General features: G+C 69.6%; 21 protein-coding genes. 6 read left to right on the top strand and 15 right to left on the bottom strand.

Translation table 11 applies throughout. The annotated features are described in order from the left end of the window. Positions 1–62: 62 nt before the first annotated feature. A complete protein-coding gene (gene mbfA / locus BUB97_RS01385) occupies positions 63–1019 on the top strand; it encodes an iron exporter MbfA (protein ID WP_073130572.1) in 957 nt (318 codons plus the stop codon). 331 nt (positions 1020–1350) lie between these two features. Continuing rightward, a complete protein-coding gene (locus BUB97_RS26680; protein ID WP_245818124.1) occupies positions 1351–2196 on the top strand; it encodes a DUF2272 domain-containing protein in 846 nt (281 codons plus the stop codon). Between the two features lie 17 nt (positions 2197–2213). On the opposite strand, the gene BUB97_RS01375 is transcribed toward BUB97_RS26680, so the two are convergent. From BUB97_RS01375 to BUB97_RS01310, 15 genes are all read right to left on the bottom strand, one after another. Beyond that, positions 2214–3332 (bottom strand): ABC transporter permease, encoded by a 1119-nt coding sequence (locus BUB97_RS01375; RefSeq protein ID WP_073130570.1) that lies wholly within the window; start codon positions 3330–3332, stop codon positions 2214–2216. 5 nt (positions 3333–3337) lie between these two features. Further along, positions 3338–6070, bottom strand: coding sequence for a ribosome-associated ATPase/putative transporter RbbA (rbbA, locus tag BUB97_RS01370; protein ID WP_073130565.1), 2733 nt, complete (start codon positions 6068–6070; stop codon positions 3338–3340). Continuing rightward, complete coding sequence (locus tag BUB97_RS01365; RefSeq protein ID WP_245818122.1) at positions 6070–7182, bottom strand: HlyD family secretion protein; 1113 nt, start codon at positions 7180–7182, stop codon at positions 6070–6072. Before BUB97_RS01365 ends, rbbA begins: the two co-directional genes overlap by 1 nt. 131 nt (positions 7183–7313) lie before the next feature. After that, the gene (gene glgP / locus BUB97_RS01360) at positions 7314–9008 is read right to left on the bottom strand and encodes an alpha-glucan family phosphorylase (RefSeq protein ID WP_217659542.1); all 1695 of its coding nucleotides are present in this window, start codon (positions 9006–9008) and stop codon (positions 7314–7316) included. A gap of 9 nt (positions 9009–9017) precedes the next feature. Next, positions 9018–11114, bottom strand: coding sequence for a glycogen debranching protein (locus BUB97_RS01355; protein WP_175562528.1), 2097 nt, complete (start codon positions 11112–11114; stop codon positions 9018–9020). 65 nt (positions 11115–11179) lie between these two features. Beyond that, positions 11180–12673, bottom strand: a complete 1494-nt coding sequence (locus BUB97_RS01350) for a carboxypeptidase M32 (RefSeq protein WP_073130560.1) — start codon at positions 12671–12673, stop codon at positions 11180–11182. Then, a complete protein-coding gene (locus BUB97_RS01345; protein ID WP_073130557.1) occupies positions 12670–13359 on the bottom strand; it encodes an SURF1 family protein in 690 nt (229 codons plus the stop codon). The genes BUB97_RS01350 and BUB97_RS01345 overlap by 4 nt, the downstream gene beginning before the upstream one ends. Positions 13360–13470: 111 nt before the next feature. Then, the gene (locus tag BUB97_RS01340) at positions 13471–14340 is read right to left on the bottom strand and encodes a cytochrome c oxidase subunit 3 (protein WP_086061790.1); all 870 of its coding nucleotides are present in this window, start codon (positions 14338–14340) and stop codon (positions 13471–13473) included. 101 nt (positions 14341–14441) lie between these two features. Beyond that, positions 14442–15050, bottom strand: a complete 609-nt coding sequence (locus tag BUB97_RS01335) for a cytochrome c oxidase assembly protein (RefSeq protein WP_073130554.1) — start codon at positions 15048–15050, stop codon at positions 14442–14444. A gap of 14 nt (positions 15051–15064) precedes the next feature. Beyond that, entirely contained in the window at positions 15065–15199 is a 135-nt protein-coding gene (locus tag BUB97_RS27150) for a hypothetical protein (protein ID WP_277614014.1), read from the bottom strand. A 14-nt stretch (positions 15200–15213) separates the two neighbouring features. After that, complete coding sequence (locus BUB97_RS01330) at positions 15214–16170, bottom strand: heme o synthase (protein WP_073130551.1); 957 nt, start codon at positions 16168–16170, stop codon at positions 15214–15216. A gap of 55 nt (positions 16171–16225) precedes the next feature. Beyond that, positions 16226–17824, bottom strand: a complete 1599-nt coding sequence (ctaD, locus tag BUB97_RS01325) for a cytochrome c oxidase subunit I (protein ID WP_073130548.1) — start codon at positions 17822–17824, stop codon at positions 16226–16228. 23 nt (positions 17825–17847) lie between these two features. Then, positions 17848–18753 (bottom strand): cytochrome c oxidase subunit II, encoded by a 906-nt coding sequence (gene coxB / locus BUB97_RS01320; RefSeq protein WP_086061789.1) that lies wholly within the window; start codon positions 18751–18753, stop codon positions 17848–17850. Positions 18754–18983: 230 nt separating this feature from the next. After that, complete coding sequence (locus BUB97_RS01315) at positions 18984–19310, bottom strand: ArsR/SmtB family transcription factor (RefSeq protein ID WP_245818120.1); 327 nt, start codon at positions 19308–19310, stop codon at positions 18984–18986. Positions 19311–19409: 99 nt separating this feature from the next. Continuing rightward, entirely contained in the window at positions 19410–19994 is a 585-nt protein-coding gene (locus BUB97_RS01310) for a hypothetical protein (protein ID WP_139281273.1), read from the bottom strand. A gap of 202 nt (positions 19995–20196) precedes the next feature. Here BUB97_RS01310 and BUB97_RS01305 point away from each other — a divergent pair, with 202 nt between their 5' ends. The 4 genes from BUB97_RS01305 (at position 20197) to BUB97_RS01290 (ending at position 23664) form a co-directional block, all read left to right on the top strand. Continuing rightward, entirely contained in the window at positions 20197–20841 is a 645-nt protein-coding gene (locus tag BUB97_RS01305; protein ID WP_073131069.1) for a LolA family protein, read from the top strand. A 101-nt stretch (positions 20842–20942) separates the two neighbouring features. After that, positions 20943–21749: a gamma-glutamyl-gamma-aminobutyrate hydrolase family protein gene (locus BUB97_RS01300; protein ID WP_073130541.1), complete on the top strand. Its 807-nt coding sequence runs from the start codon at positions 20943–20945 to the stop codon at positions 21747–21749. A 392-nt stretch (positions 21750–22141) separates the two neighbouring features. Next, positions 22142–22825: a fumarylacetoacetate hydrolase family protein gene (locus BUB97_RS01295; RefSeq protein WP_073130539.1), complete on the top strand. Its 684-nt coding sequence runs from the start codon at positions 22142–22144 to the stop codon at positions 22823–22825. 8 nt (positions 22826–22833) lie between these two features. Then, the gene (locus BUB97_RS01290; RefSeq protein ID WP_073130537.1) at positions 22834–23664 is read left to right on the top strand and encodes an exodeoxyribonuclease III; all 831 of its coding nucleotides are present in this window, start codon (positions 22834–22836) and stop codon (positions 23662–23664) included. Positions 23665–23756: the final 92 nt, after the last annotated feature.

Below are 23756 nucleotides of genomic sequence, written 5' to 3'. Positions count from 1 at the left end.
TGCGTTTAAGCGCCTGATTTCGTTCTCCTTTCGCTGGCGCTCCGGAGGCGTTACGAGGGGGCATGAAGCGTTTCGAGGACCTGACCGAAGCCGAGACCCTCGCTCTGGCCATCGCCAATGAGGAGGAGGACTCGCGCATCTACGCGACCTTCGCCATGCGCCTGCGCCATGACTTCCCGGCCACGGCCGCGATCTTCGACGGCATGGCCTCCGAAGAGGATGGGCATCGCCGCTCCCTTCTTTCGCTCTATGAGAAGAAGTTCGGCCGGGAGCTACCGCTCATCACGCGCCAGGACGTGCGCGGCTTCCTCAAGCGCAACCCGGTCTGGCTGGCGGAGGAACTGCGAATCGAGCAGGTGCGCCGGCAGGCGGCGCTGATGGAGCTGGAGGCGGGCGAGTTCTACACCCGCGCGGCCGAGCGGGCGCGGGACACGGAGGTGCGGCGCCTTCTGGGCGACCTCGCCCTCGTCGAGCGAAAGCACGAGGCCGTCGCCGAGCGGCTGGAGCAGACGCATCTCACCGAATCCGCGCGCTCCGGCGAGGACGCGACCGCCCGGCGCCTGCTGGTGCTGCAAGTGGTGCAGCCCGCGCTCGCCGGGCTGATCGACGGCTCCGTCTCCACCCTCGCGCCCATCTTCGCGGCGGCCTTCGCCACGCAGAACACGCATGAGACCTTCCTCGTCGGCCTGGCCGCCTCCGTCGGCGCGGGCATCTCCATGGGCCTGACCGAGGCCATGTCGGATGACGGGGCCATCACCGGGCGCGGGCGCCCCTGGATCCGCGGCCTGGCCTGCGGGCTGGCCACCGCCATCGGCGGGCTTGGCCACGCCCTGCCCTACCTCATCCCTGACTTCTGGACTGCCACCAGCGTCGCCGCGGCGGTGGTGGTGGTGGAACTCATCGTCATCGCCTGGATCCGCTGGCGCTACATGGAGACGCCCTTCACCGGGGCGCTCATCCAGATCGTGCTGGGCGGCCTGCTCGTGCTCCTGGCGGGGATCTTCATCGGCAGCGGGTGATGCTGCCTTGGAGAGGGTTCCGCCCTCGCCCGCCAAGGGCCTGAGGCCCTTGGAACTCCATCGGACTGCCGTGGAGCCCCCCGGATCAGTGGGGACTCTGGTTGAGGGCGCCTTCCTGCCTTTGCAATCGCCTCGGGTCATCGGCCCGAGGCGCATCGTCAGCCCCGCGATTCCAAACGTCTAGAAGAAGATGATGGTGAGGGGTCCGGGGAGAGGAAGAATTCCTTCTTCCTCTCCCCGGGGCAGACCCACGGTTCAGAACAATGGCAACGCATGCACCTCATTTTGCGCACGCGATGAAACCGGCCACGCTGCGCCGCGATATCCGGCCATGCGCCGGCTGATGCCTCTCCTCGTCCTCCTTCTTCTCGCCGCCTGCGCGACCGACAGCACCTCGCCATCCCCGCCCCGCCGCGCCGAGGCGCCAACGCTAGGCCCGGCTGGCCCGAGCGGCGCGCGGCTGGTGGCCGAGGCCGAGCGGGAGTGGCGGGCCTGGGGACGGATCGCGGTGGAGGGCTGGCCCTTCGCGCTCGACCGCACGCCGGATGCGACGCCCGAGCTGTTCGAGCGGCTGATGGGCTATTGGGCCGCCACCCCGGAGGGGCCGGAGGTGATCACGGCGCACCGGCATTTCCGCGACACGATCACCGCGCCCATGACAGAGACCGCTTCCCTGGATCCCGTCTCGGGCCTGCCCTTCGAGGTGATGCCGGCCAATGTCGCCATCTCCTCCTTCAACCACCCCGCCTGGTCCGCGGCCTTCATCAGCTATTCCATGGCTGCGGCGGGGGTGCCCCGGTCGGATTTCGATCCGTCGGCCAGCCATGCCCTCTATGTCGACCGGCTGATCGCGAATGCCATGACCGATCCGGCGGGCGCCGCCTTCATCCCCCACAACCCCTCCGACCATGCGGTGCGCCCGGGCGACCTCGTCTGCGCCGACCGGTCTTCCAGCCCGCTGCCGGACTGGCAGTCCCGCCTCATGGAATCGGGCCGCTTCCGGCCCATGCATTGCGACATCGTGGTGCGCGCGGGCGGCGGCACGATCGACATGATTGGCGGCAACGTGCTGGACGTGGTGCTGCGCCGGCGCATCCCGACCGACGCGCAGGGCCATGTCCTGCCCCCGCCCCTCGAGCGGCCGCCCTTCTTCGTGGTGTTCGAGAACCGGCGTTGAGCGTCAGGCCGTCCTGATCACTGGGACTGGGCCGCCAGGGCCGCCCGGAAACGCAGGAGGGCGATGGCGAGCATGATGGCCCCCACGGCCGTGACCGCGACGAATTGTGGCCAGACGATATCGAGCCCGGCACCGCGATAGAGGATGGCCTGGGCGAAGTTCACGAAATGCGAGGATGGCACCAGGGACATCACGAGCTGCAATGGCCTTGGCATGCTCTCGAAGGGTGTGCTGCCGCCGGAGAGCAGGTTCATCGGCAGCACCACGAGGATGAAGAGCAGCCCGAGCTGCGGCATGGACCTCGCCAGCGTGCCGAGCAGCAGCCCAACCGCCGTCGCGAAGAAGAGATAGAGCGTGACACCGCACAGGAAAAGCGGGATGGAGCCCGCGATCGGCACGCCGAGCAGCCGGTGCACGACGAACCAAAGAGAGAGGCCGGTGGCCACGGTGATGACGAGGCCGTTCGCCCAGACCTTAGCCATGGCGATCTCGAAGGGCGTGACGGGAAGGACGAGCAGGTGGTCGAGCGTCCCATGCTCGCGCTCCCGCACCACGGCCGCGCCCGAGAGCAGCACGGCCAGCAGCGTGATGTTGTTCAGGATGGCCATCACGCCGGTGAACCAGGAGGTCGTCAGGTTTGGGTTGAAGGCGACGCGGATCTGAAGCTCCACCGCCGGCTCCGCCTCCCGCCCGAGAAAGGTGGCGATCTCGCGCGCGACGATCTCCTGGATGTAGGAGGCGCCGATCCCGGCCTGCATCATCGCGGTCGCGTCGATATTCAGCTGGATCACGGGTTGCCGGCCCGCGACGAGGTCCGCCTCGAAATCGGGGGGGATATCGAGGACGAAGGTGTTGCGCCCCGTATCCATCCGGCGGTCCACCTCTGCGAGCGGGATGATCTGCGGGCGCTGGAAGAAGGGCGGCAGGAAAGCCTGGGCAAAGCGGCCGGAGAGGGCCGAGCGGTCCTCGTCCACGATGGCGATCGAGGCGCTGCGCAACTCGTGCGAAACGCCGGTCGCCTGGGAATAGACGGTGAAGGAGAAGGAGTAGATCACGAAGCCCAGCAGGAACACATCCGCCGCCAGGCTCCGCAGCTCCTTCAGCCCCAGCCAGAGGATGTTCCGGAGCTTCTGCACGCCCCTCACCGCTCCTGCTTGCGCAGGGCCAGCACGCTCAGCAGCGTGAGCACCGGCACGAAGGCCGCGAGGGCGAGCAGCGACGGGACGAGGTCCGCCATCCCCAGCGCCTTGGTGAAGGTGCCGGCGCTGATTGCCATGAAATAGGTGGAGGGAAACAGCGCGCCCACCGTCGCGCCCGTTCCCGAGAGCGCCGAGACCGGGATGATCATGCCCGAGAACTGGGTCGCGGGGACCATGGTGAGGATGGCCGTCCCGAACAGCGCCGCGATCTGGGTCGAGGTGAAGGCGGAGACGAGCAGCCCGATCCCGGTCGTCGCCATGACATAGAGGAGTGCCCCCAGGGCGAGCGTCAGGAAGCTTCCCTTCAGCGGCACGCCGAACAGCAGGATGGCGGCCGCCACCAGCGCGAGGAAGTTGAGCATCGCCAGGACGACATAGGGGATCTGCTTGCCGACCAGGAACTCCACCCGCCGGGTGGGCGTGACGTAGAGATTGGTGATCGAGCCCAGCTCCTTCTCCCGCACCACGGCCAGCGCCATGAGGATGGCGGGAATGATGACGAGGAGCAGCATGATCACGCCCGGCACCATGGCGTAGAGGCTGCGGAAATCCTGATTGTAGCGGAAGCGCGTCTCGATCGAGGCCGCCGCTGGCGCTGCCCCGCCCAGCCGCGTGGCCTGCTCGGCGAGGAAGGACTCGTGCACGCCCTGCACATAGCCCTTCACGGTTTCGGCGCGGAAGGTCATCGCGCCATCGATCCAGGCCGCGACCTCGGTCCGGTGCCCGCTCACCAGTTCGCGCCCGAAGCGCGGCGGTATCTCCAGCACGACGCTCAGCCGGCCGGCGCGCAGACGTTCCTCGAGCTCCGCCTCGCTCGCGATCGGGGGCTGCCCGACGAAGTAGCGGCTCGCCTCGAAGGCCTGGATATAGGCCCGGCTCTCCGGCGTCCGGTCGCGGTCGAAGGCGGCGAAGCTCAGGCCTTCCACATCCATCGTGATGCCATAGCCGAAGATCAGCATCAGCAACGCCGTGCCCAGCAGGGCGAAAGCCAGGCGGATGCGGTCCCGCAGCAGTTCCAGCGTCTCCCGATGCGCCTGGGCCGCCAGGCGGCGCAGGGCGAGCGGCGGCCAGGCGCCCCGGGGAGCCAGCCCCGTCCCGGCTGGCATCGGCGGGATCACCTCGGCAGTGTCCGCCGCCTCGTCGGTCGCGTCCGAGAGATAGCCGACGAAGGCTTCCTCCAGCGTCACCGCGCCCCGCGCCTGGATCAGTTCCTGGGGCGATCCCGAGGCCAGCACCCGGCCCGCATGCATCAGCGAGATGCGGTCGCAGCGCATCGCCTCGTTCATGAAATGGGTGGAGACGAAAATGGTCACGCCCTCGCGCCGCGCGAGATCCCCCAGCAGCTCCCAAAATTGGTCCCGCGCCACCGGGTCCACCCCGGAGGTCGGCTCGTCCAGGATGAGCATCTCCGGCTCGTGCAGCACCGCGACGGCGAGGGAGAGCCGCTGGCGAATGCCGAGCGGCAGCCCCCCCGAAACAGCCCCGCTCTGCGCCTCCAGCCCGAACCGCGCCTCCAGCGCCGTGATCCGTGCGCGTGCGGCGGCGCGGGGCAGCCCAAAGAGCCGCGCATGCAGCTCGAGATTCTCGCGCACCGTCAGCTCGCCATAGAGGGCGAAGCCCTGCGACATGTAGCCCACGCGGCGGCGCGTCTCGACGTCGCCGGCGCGCACGGGCTGGCCGAAGAGCCGCGCCTCGCCCTCGCTCGCCGGCAGCAGGCCGGTGAGCATCTTCATCGTCGTCGTCTTGCCGCAGCCATTCGAGCCGAGGAAGCCGAAGATCTCGCCCCGCCCGACCGTGAGGCTGACATGGTCCACCGCCGTGAAGTCGCCGAAGTGGCGCGTCAGGCCACGTGCCTCGATGGTGGGGATCCTGGTCGCATCCTCCTCGCGCGGCGGGATGACGACCTTGCGGTGCCCGGCCCGGCGGCTTTCGGGCAGAAGGGCGATGAACGCGTCCTCCAGCGTCTCGCCGCCGGTGTCGCGCAGCAGGGCCTCCGGCGTTCCGGTGGCGAGCAGCTGGCCGGCATCCATGATGGCCAGCCAGTCGAACGCGTTGGCCTCCTCCATCACGGAGGTGGCGACAAGAACGCTGAGCTCAGGGCGGCGCTGCCGCATCCGGTTCACCAGCTGCCAGAACTGCCGGCGGGAGAGCGGGTCCACCCCGGTCGTCGGCTCGTCAAGGATCAGCAGGTCCGGGTCGTGGATCAGCGCGCAGCACAGGCCGAGCTTCTGGCGCATCCCGCCGGAAAGCTTGCGCGCCGCCCGGTCCGGGAAGGGCGCGAGGCCCGTGCTCCGCAGCAGGTCCTCGATCCGCGCCGCGCGCTCGGCCCGGCCCAGGCCGAAGAGCCGCCCGAAGAAGTCGATGTTCTCCCGCACGCTGAGGTCGGGATAGAGGTTCTTGCCCAGCCCCTGGGGCATGTAGGCGATGCGGGCGCACACCGCTTCCCGGTGGCGGCGGTCGCCCATGTCGCCACCCAGCACCTGGACCTGCCCGGCCTGGATGCGCCGTGCCCCCGCCACCAGGGAGAGCAGCGTGGACTTGCCCGCCCCGTCCGGCCCCACCAGCCCGACGAGCTGGCCCTTCGGGAGGTCGAGCGTCAGCGCCTCCAGCGCCAGGACGCGGCCATAGCGCTGGGTGACGCCGGCCAGCGAGGCGATGCCGGGCCCGGCGGGCATCAGCGCCGGTCCGGCGTGGCCTGCAGCCAGGAGGGCCAGGCCGTCCCAGGGTCCAGCCGCACATAGCCGGTGCCCGGCAGGCCGGTGCGGACCTGTTCGGCATGGGCGCGGAGAAGCTCGGGGTCGATACGGAGCTTCACCCGGAACATCAGGCGCTCGCGCTCGGAGCGCGTCTCGACGGTCTTGGGCGTGAATTGCGCCCGGGGGGCCAGGAAGGAGACCCGGGCGGGGATGACCACGCCCGGGAGCGCATCCAGCACGATCCGCCCTTCCGCATCCGGCGCCACGCGCCCGGCCTGCTCGGTCGGCAGGAAGATGGACATGGAGACGTCGGTGACGTCCAGAAGGGTCAGCACGCGGCCGCCGGCCCCGAGCACCTCGCCCGCCTGGGCCAGCCTGTACTGCACCCGCCCGTCCCGCGGCGCGGTCAGCACGCTGTCCGCCAGCTCCGCATCCAGCCGCTCGATGGCGGCCCGCGCGGCCTCGATGGCCTGCTCGGCCTCGGCGACCTGCGCTTGGGCGGTGTTGAGCGCCGCGGCCGCGCTGTCCCGCGCGCTCGTCCGCTGGTCCATGGCCTGCCGGGTGGCATAGCCGCTCTGCAGCAGGCTGCGCGTGCGCTCGAACTCGGACTGGGCCAACTGCAACTGGCTCTGCTGCTGGGCGGCGGCGGCACGGCGGGCGGCCAGCGTGCTCTGCGCCTGGCGCATCTGGGCCTGCGCCTGGCGTCGCGCCGCCTCCAGCTCCCGCGTATCCATCCGGGCGAGGACCTGGCCGGAGCGGACCATGTCCCCCTCCTCCGCCAGCACGGCCTCCAGCCGCCCGGCGGTCTTGGTGGCCACATCCACCGTCTCCGCCTCGACTCGGCCGTTGCCGGAGGCGATACCGGGCGGAAGCTGGACCTGCTGCCCCTGCCACCAGTGCCAGGCTGCACCGCCCCCTGCTCCGAGGAGCAGGAGCAGGACCAGCAGGATGGTGATCCGCCGCCCCTTGCTCCGGCGTGGCCCGCCCTGCCCGGCCGGCACGGCGACAACGGGCCGCTCGGCCACAGGCACGGGAAGTCCGCCCTTGCCGCGCTCCACTGTTTCGGTGCTGTCCTCGCCGGCCACGGGCACATCGATCTCCAAATCGCCGCCGTTTGTCAGCCCATGGCCAGGGGCCGCCAGCGGGTGCGGTCCCCATGCTGCTCACCAGGCCCCGGCATGTCGCTGATATGGATCAACGGCATGCCTCAGGGCCCGCTGGATCAGCGGAGATAGGCCTCGCTCGCATAGCGTCGCATCATGCGCTGGCTGTGGAAGCGCGAACCGATGCGGGCGATCGCGGCCTTCATCAGGCGGGTCCAGCCGGGGCGGTCATGGTGCCACAGGGGCAGGACCACGTCTTCCAGTTTCGCATAGAGATCCGCGGCGTGCTCCTCCGGCCGGCTGCCATCGCCGCCGATTGCCCAGCCGGTCACGCCCTCTTCCCAGGCCTCGATCCACCAGCCATCCAGCACGCTGAGCTGAGGCACGCCGTTGAGCGCCGCCTTCATGCCGCTGGTGCCGGAGGCCTCCAGCGGCGGCATGGGCGTGTTGAGCCAGAGATCCGCCCCTGCAACCATGATCTTCGCGAGCCCCATCTCGTAGTTCGGGAGAAAGGCGACCGGGACGCTGTCGGCCATCGCCCGCGCCTGCGCGTGCAGCTCCCGGATCAGCGCCTTGCCGCCCTCGTCCCGCGGATGCGCCTTGCCCGCCAGCACGACCTGGAACGGCAGCGCCGCGGCGATGCGGCGCAGGCGGTCGGGGTCGGTGAAGAGGAGGTCCGGCCGTTTGTAGCCCGTCATGCGCCGGGAGAAGACAATGATCGGATGGTCTTGCCGGAGCGTGACGCCGCAGCGGTGCTGCACCTCATCGATGAGCGCGGCCTTCGCCTCCTCATGCGCCTGCCAGATGGCGTCGTCCGGCAACCGGTCCATGCGGGAGAGCACATCCGGGTCGTGCGCCCACTCGGGGGTGACGGATTGGAACAGCCTGGCGAAAGGCGGGGAGGTCCAGGTCGGCACATGGACGCCATTGGTCACGGCGCGGATGCGATAGCCCGGAAACATGCCCCGCGCGGTCTGCGCGTGCCGCGCCGCCACGCCATTCACCCAGCCGCTGAGGTTCAGCGCCAGCCGCGTCATGTTCAGCTCATCCGGCCCTGCGACCAGGCGAAGCTGCTCGATCTCGAAGAAATCGCCGAGCAGTCGGGCGACAAGATCGTAGGAGAAGCGGTCGTGGCCTGCCTCCACCGGCGTATGGGTGGTGAAGACGCAGGCCGCGCGCACGGGGTCCGGATCGTAGCGCAGGGGGCCGGCGGCGGGCCGGTCGTCGCCTATCCTGTGCCGCGCCAGCAGGGACAGAGGGGCCAGCGCCGCATGCCCCTCATTCAGGTGCCAGGTGCGGATCTCGAAGCCCAGCGCCCGCAGCATCCGCTCGCCGCCAATGCCGAGGACGGCCTCCTGCTTCAGGCGCAGCACCTCATCCCCGCCATAGAGGCGGTCCGTGATGCCCCGGTCCCCCGGCGCGTTCTCCTCCAGCCGGGTGTCGAGCAGGATGACCGGCGCGGAACCGCCATGCGGGCAGGTATGGAGGTACAGCCAGGGGCGGATCCAGACCGGCCGCCCTTCGATGCGGACCGCCACGGCGGCGTCGAGGGCCGTCGCATGACGCTCGGGCGACCAGGGATCGGGGGCGTCGATCTGGCCTCCATCCGCGCCGATGAACTGGCGCAGATAGCCGTCCCTGCTGGCCAAGGTGACGAAGACCATCGGCAGCTCGAGGTCGGCGCAGGAACGCACGGTGTCGCCGGCCAGCACGCCGAGCCCGCCGGAATAGGTCGGGATGTCCGGCCTCAGCGCGATCTCCATCGAGAGATAGGCGATGCGCGTGGGTCCGAGGAAGGGATCGAGCAGGGACAAGGTCGGCCCTCAACGTGAGACGAGAACGAGAGTGGAGCGCGGGATCAGCACCGGATCACGCGGGGCGGGGCGCTCCGCGCCCGGATCTGCCGCATCGGCCGGCGGCGCTGCCGCGGTGTCGATCGCGATCCGCCATGGCCCGGCAGGTGGCTCGGGCAGAGGGAACTGCGCGCTGGTGCTGCGGGAGGCGTTGAAGAGGAGGCAGAGCGCGCCTGGCATACCCTCGCCCACACGGATAATGCAGCCGAGCGCGTTGCGCGGCCCGTGCCAATCCGGCGGCGCGCCATCTGGACCGAACCAGACGACCTCCGCCTCGGTGTAGAAGCGCTCCGCCGAGAGCACGGGATGGGCGCGACGCAGGGCGGCCAGCCGGCGGACGAAGCGGAGGACATCCGCATGCCGCTTCGCATCCTCCCAATCATACCAGGAGACCTCATTGTCCTGGCACCAAGGATTCGTGTTGCCCTGCTGCGTGCGACGGAACTCGTCGCCGCCGAGCAGCATCGGCGTCCCGCGCGAGACCATGAGAGTGGTGAGAAGGTTGCGGACCTGCCTGCCCCGCACGGCCTCAATGGCGGTGTCCCGCGTCGGTCCCTCGGTGCCGTTGTTCTCGCCCCAGCTCTCTACCGGCAGGCCCGGCTCGGCATTCGCCTCGTTATGCGGACGCGCATAGGAGACGAGGTCGTTGAGCGTCGGCCCGTCATGGCAGGCGACGAAGTTGATGCTGCGGAGAGGCCCCAGGGAGCCGCGCCCGCGGCCGCCATAGAGGTCCTCGCTGCCGCAGAGGCGCGTGGCGAAAGCGCCGCCCATGCCCGGGTCGTCCCGCCAGAAGCGGCGCACATCGTCACGGTAGTGCGCGTTCCATTCGGCCCAGCGGTCGCCTGGAAAGCGGCCCAGCTGGAAGGCACCGGCGGCATCCCACGCCTCGGCGATCAGCTTCGTGCCACGCAGCACGGGATCCTCCGCGATCTGGTGCAGCAGCGGCGCATTGGCCATCAGCGCCCCGTCCTCGCCGCGCCCGAGCACGGCGGCCAGGTCGAAGCGGAACCCGTCCACATGCATCTCCGTCACCCAGTAGCGAAGGCAGTCGATCAGCATGGCGCGGACGACGGGGTGGTTGCAGTTCAGCGTGTTGCCGCAGCCCGTGTAATCGGCATAGCGGCCCTCTGGCCCGAGGATATAGTAGATCGCGTTGTCGAGGCCGCGGAACGAGAAGGTGGCGCCGTTCTCGCCCCCCTCGCCCGTGTGGTTGAACACGATATCCAGAATGACCTCGATGCCCGCGCGGTGCAGCTCACGCACCATCGTCTTGAACTCGGTGACCGCTGCCGTCTTGAACTCGGTGACCGCTGCCCCCGGGGCGCCGCTGCCGTAGAGGGAGCGCGGCGCGAACAGCGCGATCGGGTCATAGCCCCAGTAGTTCCGCAGCGGCGGAGTGGCGGAGGCACCGGCATGGCCGGGCGGCAGGGCGTCCGCCACCTCCTGCACCGGCATCAGCTCCACCGCGGTGACGCCGAGCGCCTGCAGATAGGGGATCATCTCGGCGACGCCGAGGAAGCGCCCGCCATGGAGCACGCCCGAGCCATGGCCGATGGTGAAGCCGCGCACATGCGTCTCGTAGATGAGCGTCTCTCGCCAGGGATGGCGGGGCGGACGGTCGCCGGCCCAGTCGAAGCGGTGCTCGAGCAGCAGGCATCGCGCCTCGCCCGCCAGGGGCGGGCCGAGAATGGCGGTGGCATAGGGGTCGAGCAGCAGGTCGTGCGGGTCGAAGCGATGTCCCTTCTCAGGCGCCCATGGCCCCTCTGCCCGTAGCGCGTAGGAACATCCGCGAAGCGCGCCGACGAGGCGCAGGTGCCAGACATCGCCGGTACGGTGGCGCCTGGGATCGAGAGGGAAGCTTCCCAGCATCGCCCCGGAGGCGTCAAAAAGCAGGACCGAAAGGCGCGTCGCGTGGCGGCTGACGACGGCGATGTTGAAGCCATCGGCCGTTTCGGACGGACCAAGCGGGAGGGGCGAGCCCTCCTCCACGGAGAAGTCCTGCTGCATCGGTCTCCTGTCCACCGTATCCGCGAGGTGGAGCGTGCCGCCACCGGGGCCATCCTGCATCCTGGCGCCAGACCGGCCCCTGATCCAGGTCATCCCCGCGGCAGGGGCCAGCGCCCCGAACGGCCTCAGCTCAGATATCGTGCTCCCAGATGCTCCATGAAGGCGGAGGGGTCGAGCGGGCGGCCCGTGGCGGCCTTCATCAGATCCTGGAAGCCGAGCAGAGAACCACGGTTGTGCACCGAGACGCGCAGCCAGTTCACCAGCGGCGCGAAATCCCCCTGCCCCAGCGCCTCGTCCAGCCCCGGCAGGGCCGCACGGGCCGCCTGCATCAGCTGCGCGGCCGCCATGGCGCCGAGGGTGTAGGAGGGGAAGTAGCCGAAGGCGCCATCATGCCAGTGGATGTCCTGCATGCAACCCCGGCGATCGTCGGGCGGCGTGATGCCGAGCAGGCGCTGCATTCCCTCCGCCCAGGCCCCGGGCAGCTCCGCCACGCGCAGCTCGCCGCCGATCAGCGCCCGTTCCAGCCGGAAGCGCAGGATGACATGGGCGGGATAGGTGATCTCGTCCGCTTCCACGCGAATGAAGCCGCGCTCCACCTTGCGCCAGAGCCGACCGAGATTCGCGCCGGAATAGGCGGCGGGGTCACCGCCGAAGGCGGCGTGCAGCTCCGGCCCGAGCCAGGACAGGAAGGCGTCGGACCGGCTTGCCTGCATCTCGATGATCAGGCTCTGGGACTCATGCGCCGCCATCCCCGCCGCCTCGCCCACGGGTTGGCGGGCATAGGCCTCGGGAAGACCGCGTTCATACAGCGCGTGGCCGGTCTCGTGCAGGATGCCGAGCATGGCCTGGCCGAAGGAATCGGCCGTGTAGCGGGTGGTGATCCGCACATCCGTCGGCGTGCCGCCGCAGAAGGGGTGCGCGCTTTCGTCCAGCCTTGCATGCTCGTAGTCCAGCCCGGCCCGCTCGGAGAGGCGGCGGCCCAGGGCGCGCTGCACCTCTACCGGGAACGGACCCTGGGGCTCTACGGGCACGGTGCGGCTCGCCTGGATTGCCTCCGCGCGCGGCAGCGCATCGGCCAGGAAGGCCTCATAGGCCGCGAAGATCGGCTCGACATCCGCCACGCCGATTCCGGGCTGGTAGGTGTCCATCAGCGCGTCATAGGGGGAGAGGCCGGTCGCCGCCCCCAGGGCCGCGGCGGTTTCGCGCTGAAGGCTCACCACCTCCTCCAGCCAGGGGCGCACGGCCGCGAAATCGGCACGCGGGCGGGCCTCGCGCCACACCTTCTCGCAGGCGGAATTGGCCCGGGCCGTGGCCTCCACCAGGGCGGGCGGGAGCGCGGTGGCGCGGAGATGCGCGCGGCGCATCAGGGCGAGATTCGCCTCGTCCCAGGCGCCCTCCGCCCTGGCAGCGGCGAGGTCCTCCGCCACTTCCGGCGCCACCAGCATGCCATGGGCCACGCCCGCCAGCACGGCCAGCTGCTCCCCGCGCGCCGCGCCGCCACCGGGCGGCATCATGGCGGAGGCATCCCAGCCCAGCATGGCCGAGGCCTCGTGGATGGTGGCGATGCGGGCGAAGCGGTCCTTCAGGCGGGCATAGGCCGTGGTGTCAGCGTTGCTCACGGATCTTCCTTCCGGATGGCCCAGGCGATCAGCACGGCCATGAGCGAGAAGGCCAGCCCGTACCAGGTGATCGCATAGCCGAGATGGGAGTTGGTCGGCCGCGGCAGGGTGGTGGCCGGCTGCGGCAGGGCGTCGCGCGGCTGGCCCGGCTCGGCCAGGGCGACCAGCAGCTCCGGCATGGTGCCGGGCAGGCCGAGCGCGGTGCCGATGGCGCGGGCATCGGCGGTGAAGAAGCGGCGCCCGGCGGTGTCGTCCGTGGCCGCGAACATGTCCCTCTCATGCGGCGGAGAGAGATAGCCGGTCACGCTCACCTCCCCCTCCGGCCGGGCGATGGGGGCGTTGCGCCGCTCGGACGGGACCCAGCCCCGGTCCACGAGGACGGGCGGCAGCCCCGCCGCCTCCAAAGGGGTGACGAGGCGGGCGCCGAGCAGCCCGTTCCGCACCTCCGCCCCCAGCACCGCCTCCAGGTCATGGCGGAAGCGCCCTGTCACCCGGACCTTGGTAAAGGGCTGCGGCGGGACGGTCAGCGGCACGGGCGGGGCAGCCTCGGACGCCGCGATCTGGGCCAGAAGGTCGGTCTTCCAGTGCAGCCGGCGCACCTGCCATGTGCCCAGGGCCAGCAGGACGGCGAGGATGGGGATGGAGACCAGGACGGCCGGGAGGATTCGCCGCCAGCGGGAGGTCATGTGGAAGAGCCCTTCCTATGCGGGGCGGAACTGCGCCTCAGGAGCGCCAGCCCCAACGACGAACCCCGCCCGGCGGGCCGGACGGGGTTCGGTTGGTGAGCCCTGGAGAGGTCAGTGGTGGGCGATCTCGCCCGCGCCCCAGAGATAGATGCAGACGAAGAGGAAGAGCCAAACCACGTCCACGAAGTGCCAGTACCAGGCCGCCGCCTCAAAGCCGAAATGCCGGCGCGGGGTGAAGTCGCCCCGGATGGCACGGAAGAGGCAGACAGCCAGGAAGATGGTGCCGACGATCACGTGGAAGCCGTGGAAGCCGGTGGCCAGGAAGAAGGTGGAGGGATAGATCCCGCCGCCGCTGAAGGCGAAGGGGGCCTCCGCATACTCGACTGCCTGGAGAAAGGTGAAAAACATGCCGAGCACGACGGTCAGGGTCAGGCCCTGGATCATGCCCTTGCGGTCATTCTCGATCAGCGCGTGATGCGCCCAGGTCACCGTGCAGCCCGAGAGCAGCAGGATCATGGTGTTCAGGAAGGGCAGGCCGAAGGGGTCGAAGGTCAGGATGCCCTTCGGCGGCCAGATCGCGGTCTCGGCGCCGGCGACGTGCTCGGGGTAGAGGGCGAAGTGGAAGTAGGCCCAGAAGAAGGCGACGAAGAACATCACCTCGGAGGCGATGAACAGCGCCATGCCGTAGCGCAGGCCGATGCGGACGATCGGGGTATGGAGCCCCGGCGTCTTGGCCTCGCGGATCACGTCGCGCCACCAGAAGAACATGGAGGCAAGCACGCCGAGCAGGCCAAGGCCCAACACCCAGTGGATGTTGTAATGGGCGAACATGATGATGCCGAGCAGCAGGCACCCGGCCGAGAAGGACGCGACCATCGGCCAGGGGGACGGATCCACCAGATGGTACGGGTGCTTGTTCGGCGGCGGCGGCTCGGTCGGGTCGAGCGAGATGTCGGCCGTGGTGGTGTCGAGGGAAGCCATCGCGCGTCCTGGTGATGCGGGGCTGGGCCCCGTGGAGTCTCGGCCCATCAATCCCGCAAACGGATGCGGGGATCAAGGGTTCGGCGGGCGGAACCGCGTCCTTACCGCGTCACGCTCCCGCGCCCGACATGCGGGCCGGCGCTGGCGAGCACGCCCGCCTTCTCCGCATCGGCCAGGGTGCGGAAGAAGGTGTAGTTCAGCGTGATGGTCCGGATGTCCCGGGTGTTGGGGTCCTGCGCCATGGCCGGATCGACCCAGAAGCTCACCGGCATCTCCACGGACTGGCCGGGCTGCAGGGTCTGCGCGTCGAAGCAGAAGCAGGCGGTCTTGTGGAAATACTTGCCCACCACCTCGGGGGTGACGTTGTAGGTCGCCACGCCCTCGACCGGGACGGCGGCCGGGTTGGCGGCGCGGTAGAAGGCGAGGCCCTGCTCGCCCAGATGCACGGGCATGGCGTTCTGGGCCGCCTCGAACCGCCAGGGCAGCGAGGGATGGGTGGTCGCGGCGAAGCGGACGGTGACCTGCCGCTCCACGGCGCCGGGGGCAGCCGGGCCGCCGGTCTGCACCGTGCCGTTATAACCGGTCATCCGGCAGAACATGTCGTAGAGCGGCACGGCGGCGAAGGAGAGGCCAACCATGCCGGCGACCGTGCCGAAGGCGGCAAAGCCCACGCGGCGATTGCGGCGGGCGAGAGCGTCCTGACGGTCCATCGTCCCCTTCTTCCTCAACCCAGCGAGGAGGTGATCTTGGCCACGGTGATGAAATAGAAAAGGACCACCAGGGCGATCAGCACCACGATCATGGCGATGTTGCGCACGCGGCGGCGGCGGATGAAGGCCGCCTCCTCTTCCTTGGTCATGAGTGCCGTCTCCATCAGCTGATCACCCCGGCAAGGCGCAGCCAATGATCGAGTGCCAGGGCGCCGAAGAGACCGGCGAGATGCAGCAGGGAGAAGCGGAAGGCGGCCCGCGCGGCCTTGTCCCCCTCCAGGCTCACCCCGGCGGCGTCCTGCTTCTCCCGCAGCACGCGCCAGGCATGCAGCAGGAAGCCCGCGCCCAGGGAGAGCGCCACCGCCCCATAAACCCAGCCAGCCAGGCCCAGCAAGGTGGGCAGCAGGCCCAGCGGGGCGAGGATGAGGGTGTAGAGCATGATCTGGCGCCGCGTCTCCCGCGCACCCGAGACCACCGGCAGCATCGGGACGCCCGCCCGCTGGTAGTCGTCATGCGCCCAGAGGCTCAGTGACCAGAAATGCGGGGGCGTCCAGACGAAGACGATGGCGAAGAGGATGAGCGGCAGCGCATCCACCCCGCCCGTCACCGCGGCCCAGCCGATCACGGGGGGAAAGGCGCCCGCCGCGCCACCGATGACGATGTTCTGCGGCGTGCGGCGCTTCAGCCACATGGTGTAGACGAAAACGTAGAAGAGGATGGACCCGGCCAGCCAGGCGCCCGCGACGGGGTTGGTGGCCAGCCCCATCAGCATCACGGAAAGGGCGGAGAGGAAGACCCCGAAGGCCAGGGCGGCCTCCGGCGCGATGCGGCCGGCGGGAATGGGGCGGCGCAGGGTGCGGCGCATCACCGCGTCAATATCGCGGTCGTACCACATGTTGATGCAGCCCGCCGCACCGGCGCCGAGCGCGATGCAGAGGATCGCGACCGCGCCCAGGAAGGGGTGGATGCGCCCCGGCGCCACCAGCATGCCGACAAGGCCGGTGAAGACCACCAGGGTCATGACTCGGGGCTTGAGGAGCGCGACCCAGTCGCGCAGCTCCGACCAGTCGGCAGAAACGTCGAGGGGGGCCGTGGCCCCCCTCTCAATCAGGTCACTCATGGTGACGCTACATATCGCCCCGCGGCATCGGACCGCAACGGGGAAGCGGCACGGATCAGCGGATCCGGGGCAGCTCGTCGAAGGTGTGGAAGGGCGGCGGGGAAGCCACCTGCCACTCCAGCGTCGTCGCGCCCTCGCCCCAGGGGTTCGCGGCAGCGGCCCGCTTCTTCAGGAAGAGGTCGGCCACGACATAGATGAAGAAGAGGAAGGAGATGCCGGAGATGTACGCGCCCATGGAGGCAACCACGTTCCAGCCCGTAAACGCATCCGGATAGTCCGGATAGCGGCGGGGCATGCCCTGCGCACCCAGGAAGTGCATGGGGAAGAAGGTCAGGTTCACGCCCACGAAGGTGAGCCAGAAATGGATCTTCCCGAGCAGTTCCGAGTACTGGTAGCCGCTCATCTTGCCGATCCAGTAGTAGAAGCCGGCATAGATCCCGAAGACGGCACCCAGCGACAGCACGTAGTGGAAGTGCGCGATGACGTAATAGGTGTTGTGCAGGATCACATCGACGCCGGCATTGGCGAGCTTCACGCCCGTGACGCCGCCGACGGTGAAGAGGAAGACGAAGCCGATGGCGAAGAGCATCGGCGTCTTGAACTCCAGCGACCCGCCCCACATCGTTGCGATCCAGGAGAAGATCTTGATGCCCGTGGGGACGGCGATGATCATCGTCGCAGCCATGAAGTAGGCCCGCGTGTCCACCGAGATGCCGGAGGTGAACATGTGGTGCGCCCAGACCACGAAGCCCACCACGCCGATCGCGACCATGGCGTAGGCCATGCCGAGATAGCCGAAGATCGGCTTGCGGCTGAAGGTGGACAGGACGTGGGAGACGATGCCGAAGGCCGGCAGGATCATGATGTAGACTTCGGGGTGGCCGAAGAACCAGAACAGGTGCTGGAACAGCACCGGGTCGCCGCCGCCCTCGGGCTTGAAGAAGGCCGTGCCGAAGTTGCGGTCCGTGATCAGCATGGTGATCGCGCCGCCGAGGACGGGCACGGAGAGCAGCAGCAGGAAGGCGGTGACGAGCATCGCCCAGACGAAGAGCGGCATCTTGTGCAGCGTCATGCCCGGGGCGCGCATGTTGAAGATGGTGGTGATGAAGTTGGCGGCGCCGAGGATGGAGGAGGCGCCGGCCAGGTGCAGGCCGAACAGGGCCATGTCGAGGCCCGGGCCGCCCTGGTACTGGCTGTCGGCCAGCGGCGGGTAGAGCGTCCAGCCCGTGCCGGCACCGCCGACGAAGAGGCTGGCAACCGTCAGGCCCAGGGCCGGGACCAGCAGCCAGAAGGAGATGTTGTTCAGGCGCGGGAAGGCCATGTCCGGCGCGCCGATCATGATCGGCACGAACCAGTTGCCGAAGCCGCCGATCAAGGCGGGCATGACCACGTAGAAGACCATCAGCACGCCATGGGCGGTGACGGCCACGTTCCACATCTGTCCGTCGGCGAAGAACTGCATGCCGGGCGCCTGCAGCTCCAGGCGCATCAGCATGGACAGGCCGATGCCGACGAAGGCCGCCAGCACCGCGAAGATGATGTAGAGGCTGCCGATGTCCTTGTGATTGGTCGAGAAGAACCAGCGCGCCACGAAACCGGGGGCGTGGTTGTGGTCGTCGTGACCGTGATGGCTGTCGTGCGCAGCGTGCGCCATGGTGTTCTTCCTGTCAGGCCGCCTTAACGGCGGACCTCCGCAGAGGAATCGGTGATACTGGCGACCTCGGTGGTCCGGTCACGCTCCGGCCAGCCGGGGCCCTGGCCCTCGGCGAAGCGGGTGCGGGCCTGGGCCACCCAGGTGTCGAATTCGGCGCGCGGCACGGCGCGGACCGCGATGGGCATGAACCAGTGGTTCTGGCCGCAGATCTGGTTGCACTGCCCGTAGAAGACGCCTTCCCGGTCGGCGCGCATCCAGGTCTCCATGGTGCGGCCGGGGATGGTATACTTCTGCACGCCCAGGCTGGGCACGAAGAAGCTGTGGATCACGTCGTGCCCGGTGGTCATCACCCGGATGGTGGCGCCGACGGGCACGACCAGCGGGTTGTCCACCGACAGGTTCCGGATCTGGCCCGGCTTCAGGTCCGCCTCGGCGACGGGATAGCTGTCGAAGGAGAAGTTGCCGTTATCCGGGTAGGTGTAGTGCCAGTACCACTGGCGCCCCTGCACGTTGATCGTCAGGTCGGCATCGCGCGCCCGGTCCTCGTAATAGATGAGGCGGAAGGACGGGATGGCGATGACCAGCAGGATCAGCACCGGCACCACGGTCCAGGCGATCTCGAGCATGGTGTGGTGGCTCGTGCGGGACGGCACGGGGTTGCGGCGGGCGTCGTAGCGCCAGATCACCCAGGCCAGCAGCGCCGCCACGAAGATGACGATGCCGATGATGATGTAGAGGACGAGGTCGTTGAAGTCATGGATGGCGACCTTCAGCGGCCCGAAAGCCTCCTGCAGGCCCATCGCCCAATTCGTGGGGGCCCCGATGGCCTCGCCCGTGGGGGTGGGCGGGGGCGACTGCGCCAGCGCGGCACCCCCCGTCACCATGCCACCCAGGGCCAGAGCCAGGGCTGTCGAGAGAATCCGCCGCATTCCGCCGTCCTGATCCGGTGTTCCACCCGGGCGCACCGCACGCCGGGCGGCCACGCGCCGCTCCAAATTCCTCCGCCCGGCGCGAACGCGCCGGCCGGTTTCCGCCCCCGCGCAGTGGCGGTGCGGAACGCAACCGGACACTAATCACGCGGCGACGCCCCGCACAAGATTGGGGCGCATGACGGGCCGTAAAGTGCGGCGGGTACTTGTGATTTACTTGCGAGCGCCTCTCAATTGGAGGCCACCACCTCGCCTTCCGCCTCGCCCTCCGCCACATGGTCCACCATGTCTGTCAGCATGGAGCGGATGTGCTCGTCCATCACGGCATAGAAGACCTGCCGCCCCCGCCGGTCCGCCTGGAGCAGCCGGGCGGCGCGGAGCAGCCGGAGATGGTGGGACACGAGGCTGCCGGAGATTCCGATCCGCTCGGCCATCTCGCCGACCGAGGCCGGGGCGTCCAGGCAGGCCAGGATGATGCTGAGGCGCGTGGGATCGCTCATCAGCCGGAACATCTCGGCCAGCTCCACCACCTGGTCCTCGCCGATCCTACCCCGCACCACTCACCTCGCGCTTGTCGCGCCCGAGTCTCGGGGCAGCGGGCCGCTCTGTCCAGCGTGCTCTTCGGTCCGGCGCGCACTCGACCCGGCAGGGACTGGTCAGGCCGCGACGGCACGCAGCCCGGCCCGAGCGGGGCGGCGCCAGGGCGAATCCCGCTCCGTCCAGGCCGCACCACGCCGCGCCAGCCCTCCGGAAGACCATCGCTCCATCGCCCATTGGGCACGGCCCGAGAGGGCGACGGGCGGCACCGGCCCGCCCAGCAGCCGCTCGAACACACCCGCCCTGCGGGTGACGAGGTCTGCCCCGTCCCGCAAGGCGCAGAGAAGATCATAGGCCCAGCGCGGCGAGACCGGCTGCCCGCGGTCGGCGATCAGAACGGGCGCGCCCGGGGCACCGAGCGCCGTGGCCCAGGCGCCCGCCCGCCGGATGGCCAGCACGGCGTCGCCCGGCCCCGCCTCCACCCGCAGCGGGAAGGGGTAGTCCGGCGCCGTGGCCTCGGCGATGGAGAGGGCCTCGGGATCGGCGGCGAGGATCAGCACGGCCAGCGCGCCCGGAGCCGCCGGGAGCCCTCCGGCGGTCCGAGACGCTGCCAGGGAGGACAGCACCGACTTCAGGGAACGGACATGCCCGGGCGGCACGGGCACCACCACCACCGCGGCCGGCGGGTGCGCCGGCGGCGCCACATCCCCCGTGCGGCGCGCCGGCTGCGCAGGGAGGGCCGCCCCCCAGGGAAGGATTGGGGGGGGAAGGACAGGTGCGGAATCGCGCTCGGGGGCCAGGATGTCCATCCCGGAAGGAAAGGCCGCTGCGCGTTGCGTTCCGGTTAACGTACAGGTGTTGCGCGGACCTCTTCCCCTCCGGGGCGCGCGGCGCCATCTCGCGGCGATGCGTCGACGCCATCTTCTCTCCAGCCTTGCCCTGCTGACCCCTGCCCTCCTGGCCCCCGGGGGCCCTGCCCTCGCCCAGGCCGCCCTCTCCGCGCGGGACCGGGCGGATCTCCAGCGGGTCGAGGCCTATCTCAACGGCCTGACCACCTTGCGGGCCCGCTTCATCCAGATCGCCCAGAACGGCGCCACGGCGCAGGGCACCGCCCTCATCTGGCGGCCGGGCCGGATGCGCTTCGACTACGACCCGCCCGAGCCGCTGATGCTGATCGCGAATAACGGCCAGTTCTTGCATTACGACAAGGAGCTGCGGCAGCCCTCCATCGTGCCGGTGGGGTCCACGCCGCTCGGCATCCTGCTCCGGGACAGGATCACCCTCTCCGGCGATGTCACCGTCACCGGACTGCAGCGGGAGCAGGGGCTCCTGCGGGTTACCCTCTTCCGGACGAGCAGTCCCGGCGAGGGCCGCCTGACCCTCGTCTTCGCCAACGACCCGCTGGAACTGCGCCAGTGGCTGGTGGTGGATGGCCAGGGCCGCACCACCCGCGTCACCCTCTCGGCGATCGAGACCGGGGTGCGGCTGGACCGCGCGAGCTTCGACTTCAACGACCCTCGCTTCCTCCGCGGACCGGTCGACAACAACTAACCCCGGTTTCCGTCAGGGCGGCCCTGCCCCGCCGAATCGGCGCGCCGTCCGGACGTCTTCTGCCTTGAAGGTGCCATGGTGCGGCTGCAACATAGGCGTCCATGCGGCCCCTGATCGGTATCTCCTGCTGCGTGAAGCCCTTCGGCCCCTCCGGGATGCCGAACCACGCGGCGTCGGACCACTATGTTCGCGTCGTGCTCGGCCCGGTGGGCGGCATGCCGGTGCTCCTCCCCGCCGCCGGCGAGGAGGTGTCCCGCGAACTCCTCTCCCGCCTCGATGGCCTGCTCCTGACGGGCAGCCGCTCCAATGTGTGCCCGGTCTATTACGACGGCCCGAACCATGCCGAGGGGACCCCGGAGGACCAGGCGCGGGACTCGACCACCCTCCCCCTGATCCGCGCCGCGGTCGCCGCCGGCGTGCCTCTTCTCGCGATCTGCCGCGGCTTCCAGGAGCTGAACGTTGCCCTGGGCGGCTCGCTCGACCAGCGTATCCAGGACATGGAGGGGCGGATGGATCACTCCACGCCCTCGGACCAGACGATTGCCCGGGTGCGGACCGGCAAGGCTCATCCCGTGCGGGTGGCCGCCGGTAGCGGCCTGGCCCAGCTCTGGTCAGGGCTGGACTACGACCCGGCCGCCGTTCCCGTAAATTCCCTTCACAACCAGGGCGTGGCCCGCGCGGCCCCGCGGCTGAGGCCCGAGGCCTGGGCCCCGGACGGAACGATCGAGGCCGCGAGCATTGATGCCGCCGCCGGCTTCGCCCTCGGTGTGCAATGGCATCCGGAATATGATTGGGAGCGAGACGACCTGTCACGGCGCATTTTCGACCGTTTTGGGGAGGCCGCGAGGGAGTTCGCCCAGCGGCGCTCCCCTGAGGAGACGATGCGGCTGTCCGTCGCCGCCGAATAGGACGCAGGGCTACCGGGGTGCGAAGCCACGCCCGCGGGTGCTTTCGCGCGACTCTCACACGCCTGTGATCGCCAAATCGCCTCTCGGCTTTGCATTTCGCCTGTGGATATGGGTAATGTTTCTCTGCCGGTCGTTAAGACCGGCGGTGTCCCGGTATCCCCTGCCGGCTCACCCGACCTGAGACTACTCCGATCGGAACAGCGTACCGGCGCCCGGTGACCCCCCTCACCGGGCGCCTCCTTTTTTGGCCCGGCATAGTGGGAACCGCGGCTGCGCGCATCGGTTGCAGCAGCCCGCCTCTTGTCCGGTGCCGTGGCATCCCAGCCGCTATCCGCGCCACCGGGACCGCCCTATATCCTTCGGCCGTTCCCGGAACCGGATCGGATCGTCCCATGGCCGACTACGTCATCGCCCCGCCGCCCGTCACCGCCCTGCCCGTGCGCGGCGGCGGCCTCTTCCCCGTGCGGCGTATCTTCTGCGTGGGCCGCAACTACGCCGAGCATGCGCGCGAGATGGGCAGCGACCCCGACCGCGAGCCGCCCTTCTACTTCACCAAGCCCGCCGACGCGGTGGTGATCAATGGCGCCGACATGCCATACCCCACCGAGACCAAGGAGCTGCACCACGAGATGGAGCTCGTCGTCGCCGTCGGAGTCGGCGGTAGCGACATCGCCGAGGCGGACGCGCTGAACCATGTCTGGGGCTATTGCGCCGGCCTCGACATGACCCGCCGTGACCTGCAGAACGCCGCGAAGAAGACCGGCCGCCCCTGGGACATGGGCAAGGGCTTCGACCATTCCGCCCCGATGGGCGAGCTGGTGCCGGCCGGCGAGGTGAATCCGGGCCAGGGCCTGATCGAGCTGAAGGTGAACGGCCAGGTCCGCCAGACCTCCGACCTTTCGAAGATGATCTGGTCCGTGCCGGAGGTGATCGCCAACCTCTCCCGCCTCGTGCGCCTCGCCCCGGGTGACCTGATCATGACCGGCACGCCCGAGAACGTGGCCGCCGTGCAGAAGGGCGACCTGCTGGAGGGCATGGTCGAAGGCGTGGGCACCGTCACGGTGCGGGTGGTTTGATCCGGCCGATGGCCGAGACGAAGCCGGGGGCCACGCCGCTGCGCGTGGCCACCTGGAACATCAACTCCGTCCGCCTGCGCGCGCCGCTCCTCCGCCAGTTGATGGAGGAGCTGAACCCGGACGTCCTGTGCCTGCAGGAGACGAAGACGCCGGACGAGCACTTCCCGCATGAGGCGGCGGAGGCGCTGGGCTTCACCCACCGGATCATCACGGGGATGAAGGGGTATAACGGCGTCGCCGTCCTCTCCCGCCTGCCCCTCGCCCGTTTGCCCGACGGGAAGGACTGGTGCGGCAAGGGGGACTGCCGCCATCTCGGCGTCGCGGTGGATCTGCCGGGTGGCCCCTTGGAGGTGCACAATTTCTACGTGCCCGCCGGCGGCGATGTGCCGGACGCGGCGGTGAACCCGAAATTCGCCCATAAGCTGGATTTCGTGGCCGAGGTCACGGATTGGACGGCCGGGCGCGGTCCCGCCCGCCGCTCTGTGCTGGTGGGCGACCTCAACATCGCGCCGCTTGAGCACGATGTGTGGAGCCACAAGCAGATGGTCGGCATCGTCTCCCACACCCCCGTGGAGGTGGAGGCGATGACGCGCTGGCAGGCGGCGGGCGACTGGTACGACGCGCTCCGCCACTTCGTGCCGGCGGACCAGAAGCTCTACACATGGTGGTCCTACCGCGCGAAGGACTGGCGCGCCTCGGATCGCGGCCGGCGGCTGGACCATATGTGGGTGAGCCAGGACCTCGCCGGCTCACTGCGCCGCCACGCCGTGCTGAAGGATGCGCGGGACTGGGTGCAGACCAGCGACCATGTGCCGGTGATGCTGGAACTGGCGGTCTAGCAGCCCCTCGGGGAGCGACCTTTCCCTGCGCCGGGGAGCCCGGCGCGGGGGGTGTTTGGGGAGAGGGCTAAGCCTCTCCCCAGAAGGATTCG

This window comes from Muricoccus roseus (assembly GCF_900141905.1).
Classification (GTDB): domain Bacteria; phylum Pseudomonadota; class Alphaproteobacteria; order Acetobacterales; family Acetobacteraceae; genus Roseomonas; species Roseomonas rosea.
Note: the sequence above shows the minus strand (reverse complement) of the source record. Positions and strands in the feature narration are given on the sequence as shown.

Coding starts and splice junctions, on each gene's coding strand:
- mbfA (WP_073130572.1), top strand. CDS start 63: ATGAAGCGTTTCGAGGACCTGACCGAAGCCGAGACCCTCGCTCTGGCC.
- BUB97_RS26680 (WP_245818124.1), top strand. CDS start 1,351: ATGCGCCGGCTGATGCCTCTCCTCGTCCTCCTTCTTCTCGCCGCCTGC.
- rbbA (WP_073130565.1), bottom strand. CDS start 6,070: ATGCCCGCCGGGCCCGGCATCGCCTCGCTGGCCGGCGTCACCCAGCGC.
- BUB97_RS01355 (WP_175562528.1), bottom strand. CDS start 11,114: ATGCAGGATGGCCCCGGTGGCGGCACGCTCCACCTCGCGGATACGGTG.
- BUB97_RS01345 (WP_073130557.1), bottom strand. CDS start 13,359: ATGACCTCCCGCTGGCGGCGAATCCTCCCGGCCGTCCTGGTCTCCATC.
- BUB97_RS01340 (WP_086061790.1), bottom strand. CDS start 14,340: ATGGCTTCCCTCGACACCACCACGGCCGACATCTCGCTCGACCCGACC.
- BUB97_RS01335 (WP_073130554.1), bottom strand. CDS start 15,050: ATGGACCGTCAGGACGCTCTCGCCCGCCGCAATCGCCGCGTGGGCTTT.
- BUB97_RS27150 (WP_277614014.1), bottom strand. CDS start 15,199: ATGACCAAGGAAGAGGAGGCGGCCTTCATCCGCCGCCGCCGCGTGCGC.
- BUB97_RS01330 (WP_073130551.1), bottom strand. CDS start 16,170: ATGAGTGACCTGATTGAGAGGGGGGCCACGGCCCCCCTCGACGTTTCT.
- ctaD (WP_073130548.1), bottom strand. CDS start 17,824: ATGGCGCACGCTGCGCACGACAGCCATCACGGTCACGACGACCACAAC.
- coxB (WP_086061789.1), bottom strand. CDS start 18,753: ATGCGGCGGATTCTCTCGACAGCCCTGGCTCTGGCCCTGGGTGGCATG.
- BUB97_RS01305 (WP_073131069.1), top strand. CDS start 20,197: ATGCGTCGACGCCATCTTCTCTCCAGCCTTGCCCTGCTGACCCCTGCC.
- BUB97_RS01300 (WP_073130541.1), top strand. CDS start 20,943: ATGCGGCCCCTGATCGGTATCTCCTGCTGCGTGAAGCCCTTCGGCCCC.
- BUB97_RS01295 (WP_073130539.1), top strand. CDS start 22,142: ATGGCCGACTACGTCATCGCCCCGCCGCCCGTCACCGCCCTGCCCGTG.
- BUB97_RS01290 (WP_073130537.1), top strand. CDS start 22,834: ATGGCCGAGACGAAGCCGGGGGCCACGCCGCTGCGCGTGGCCACCTGG.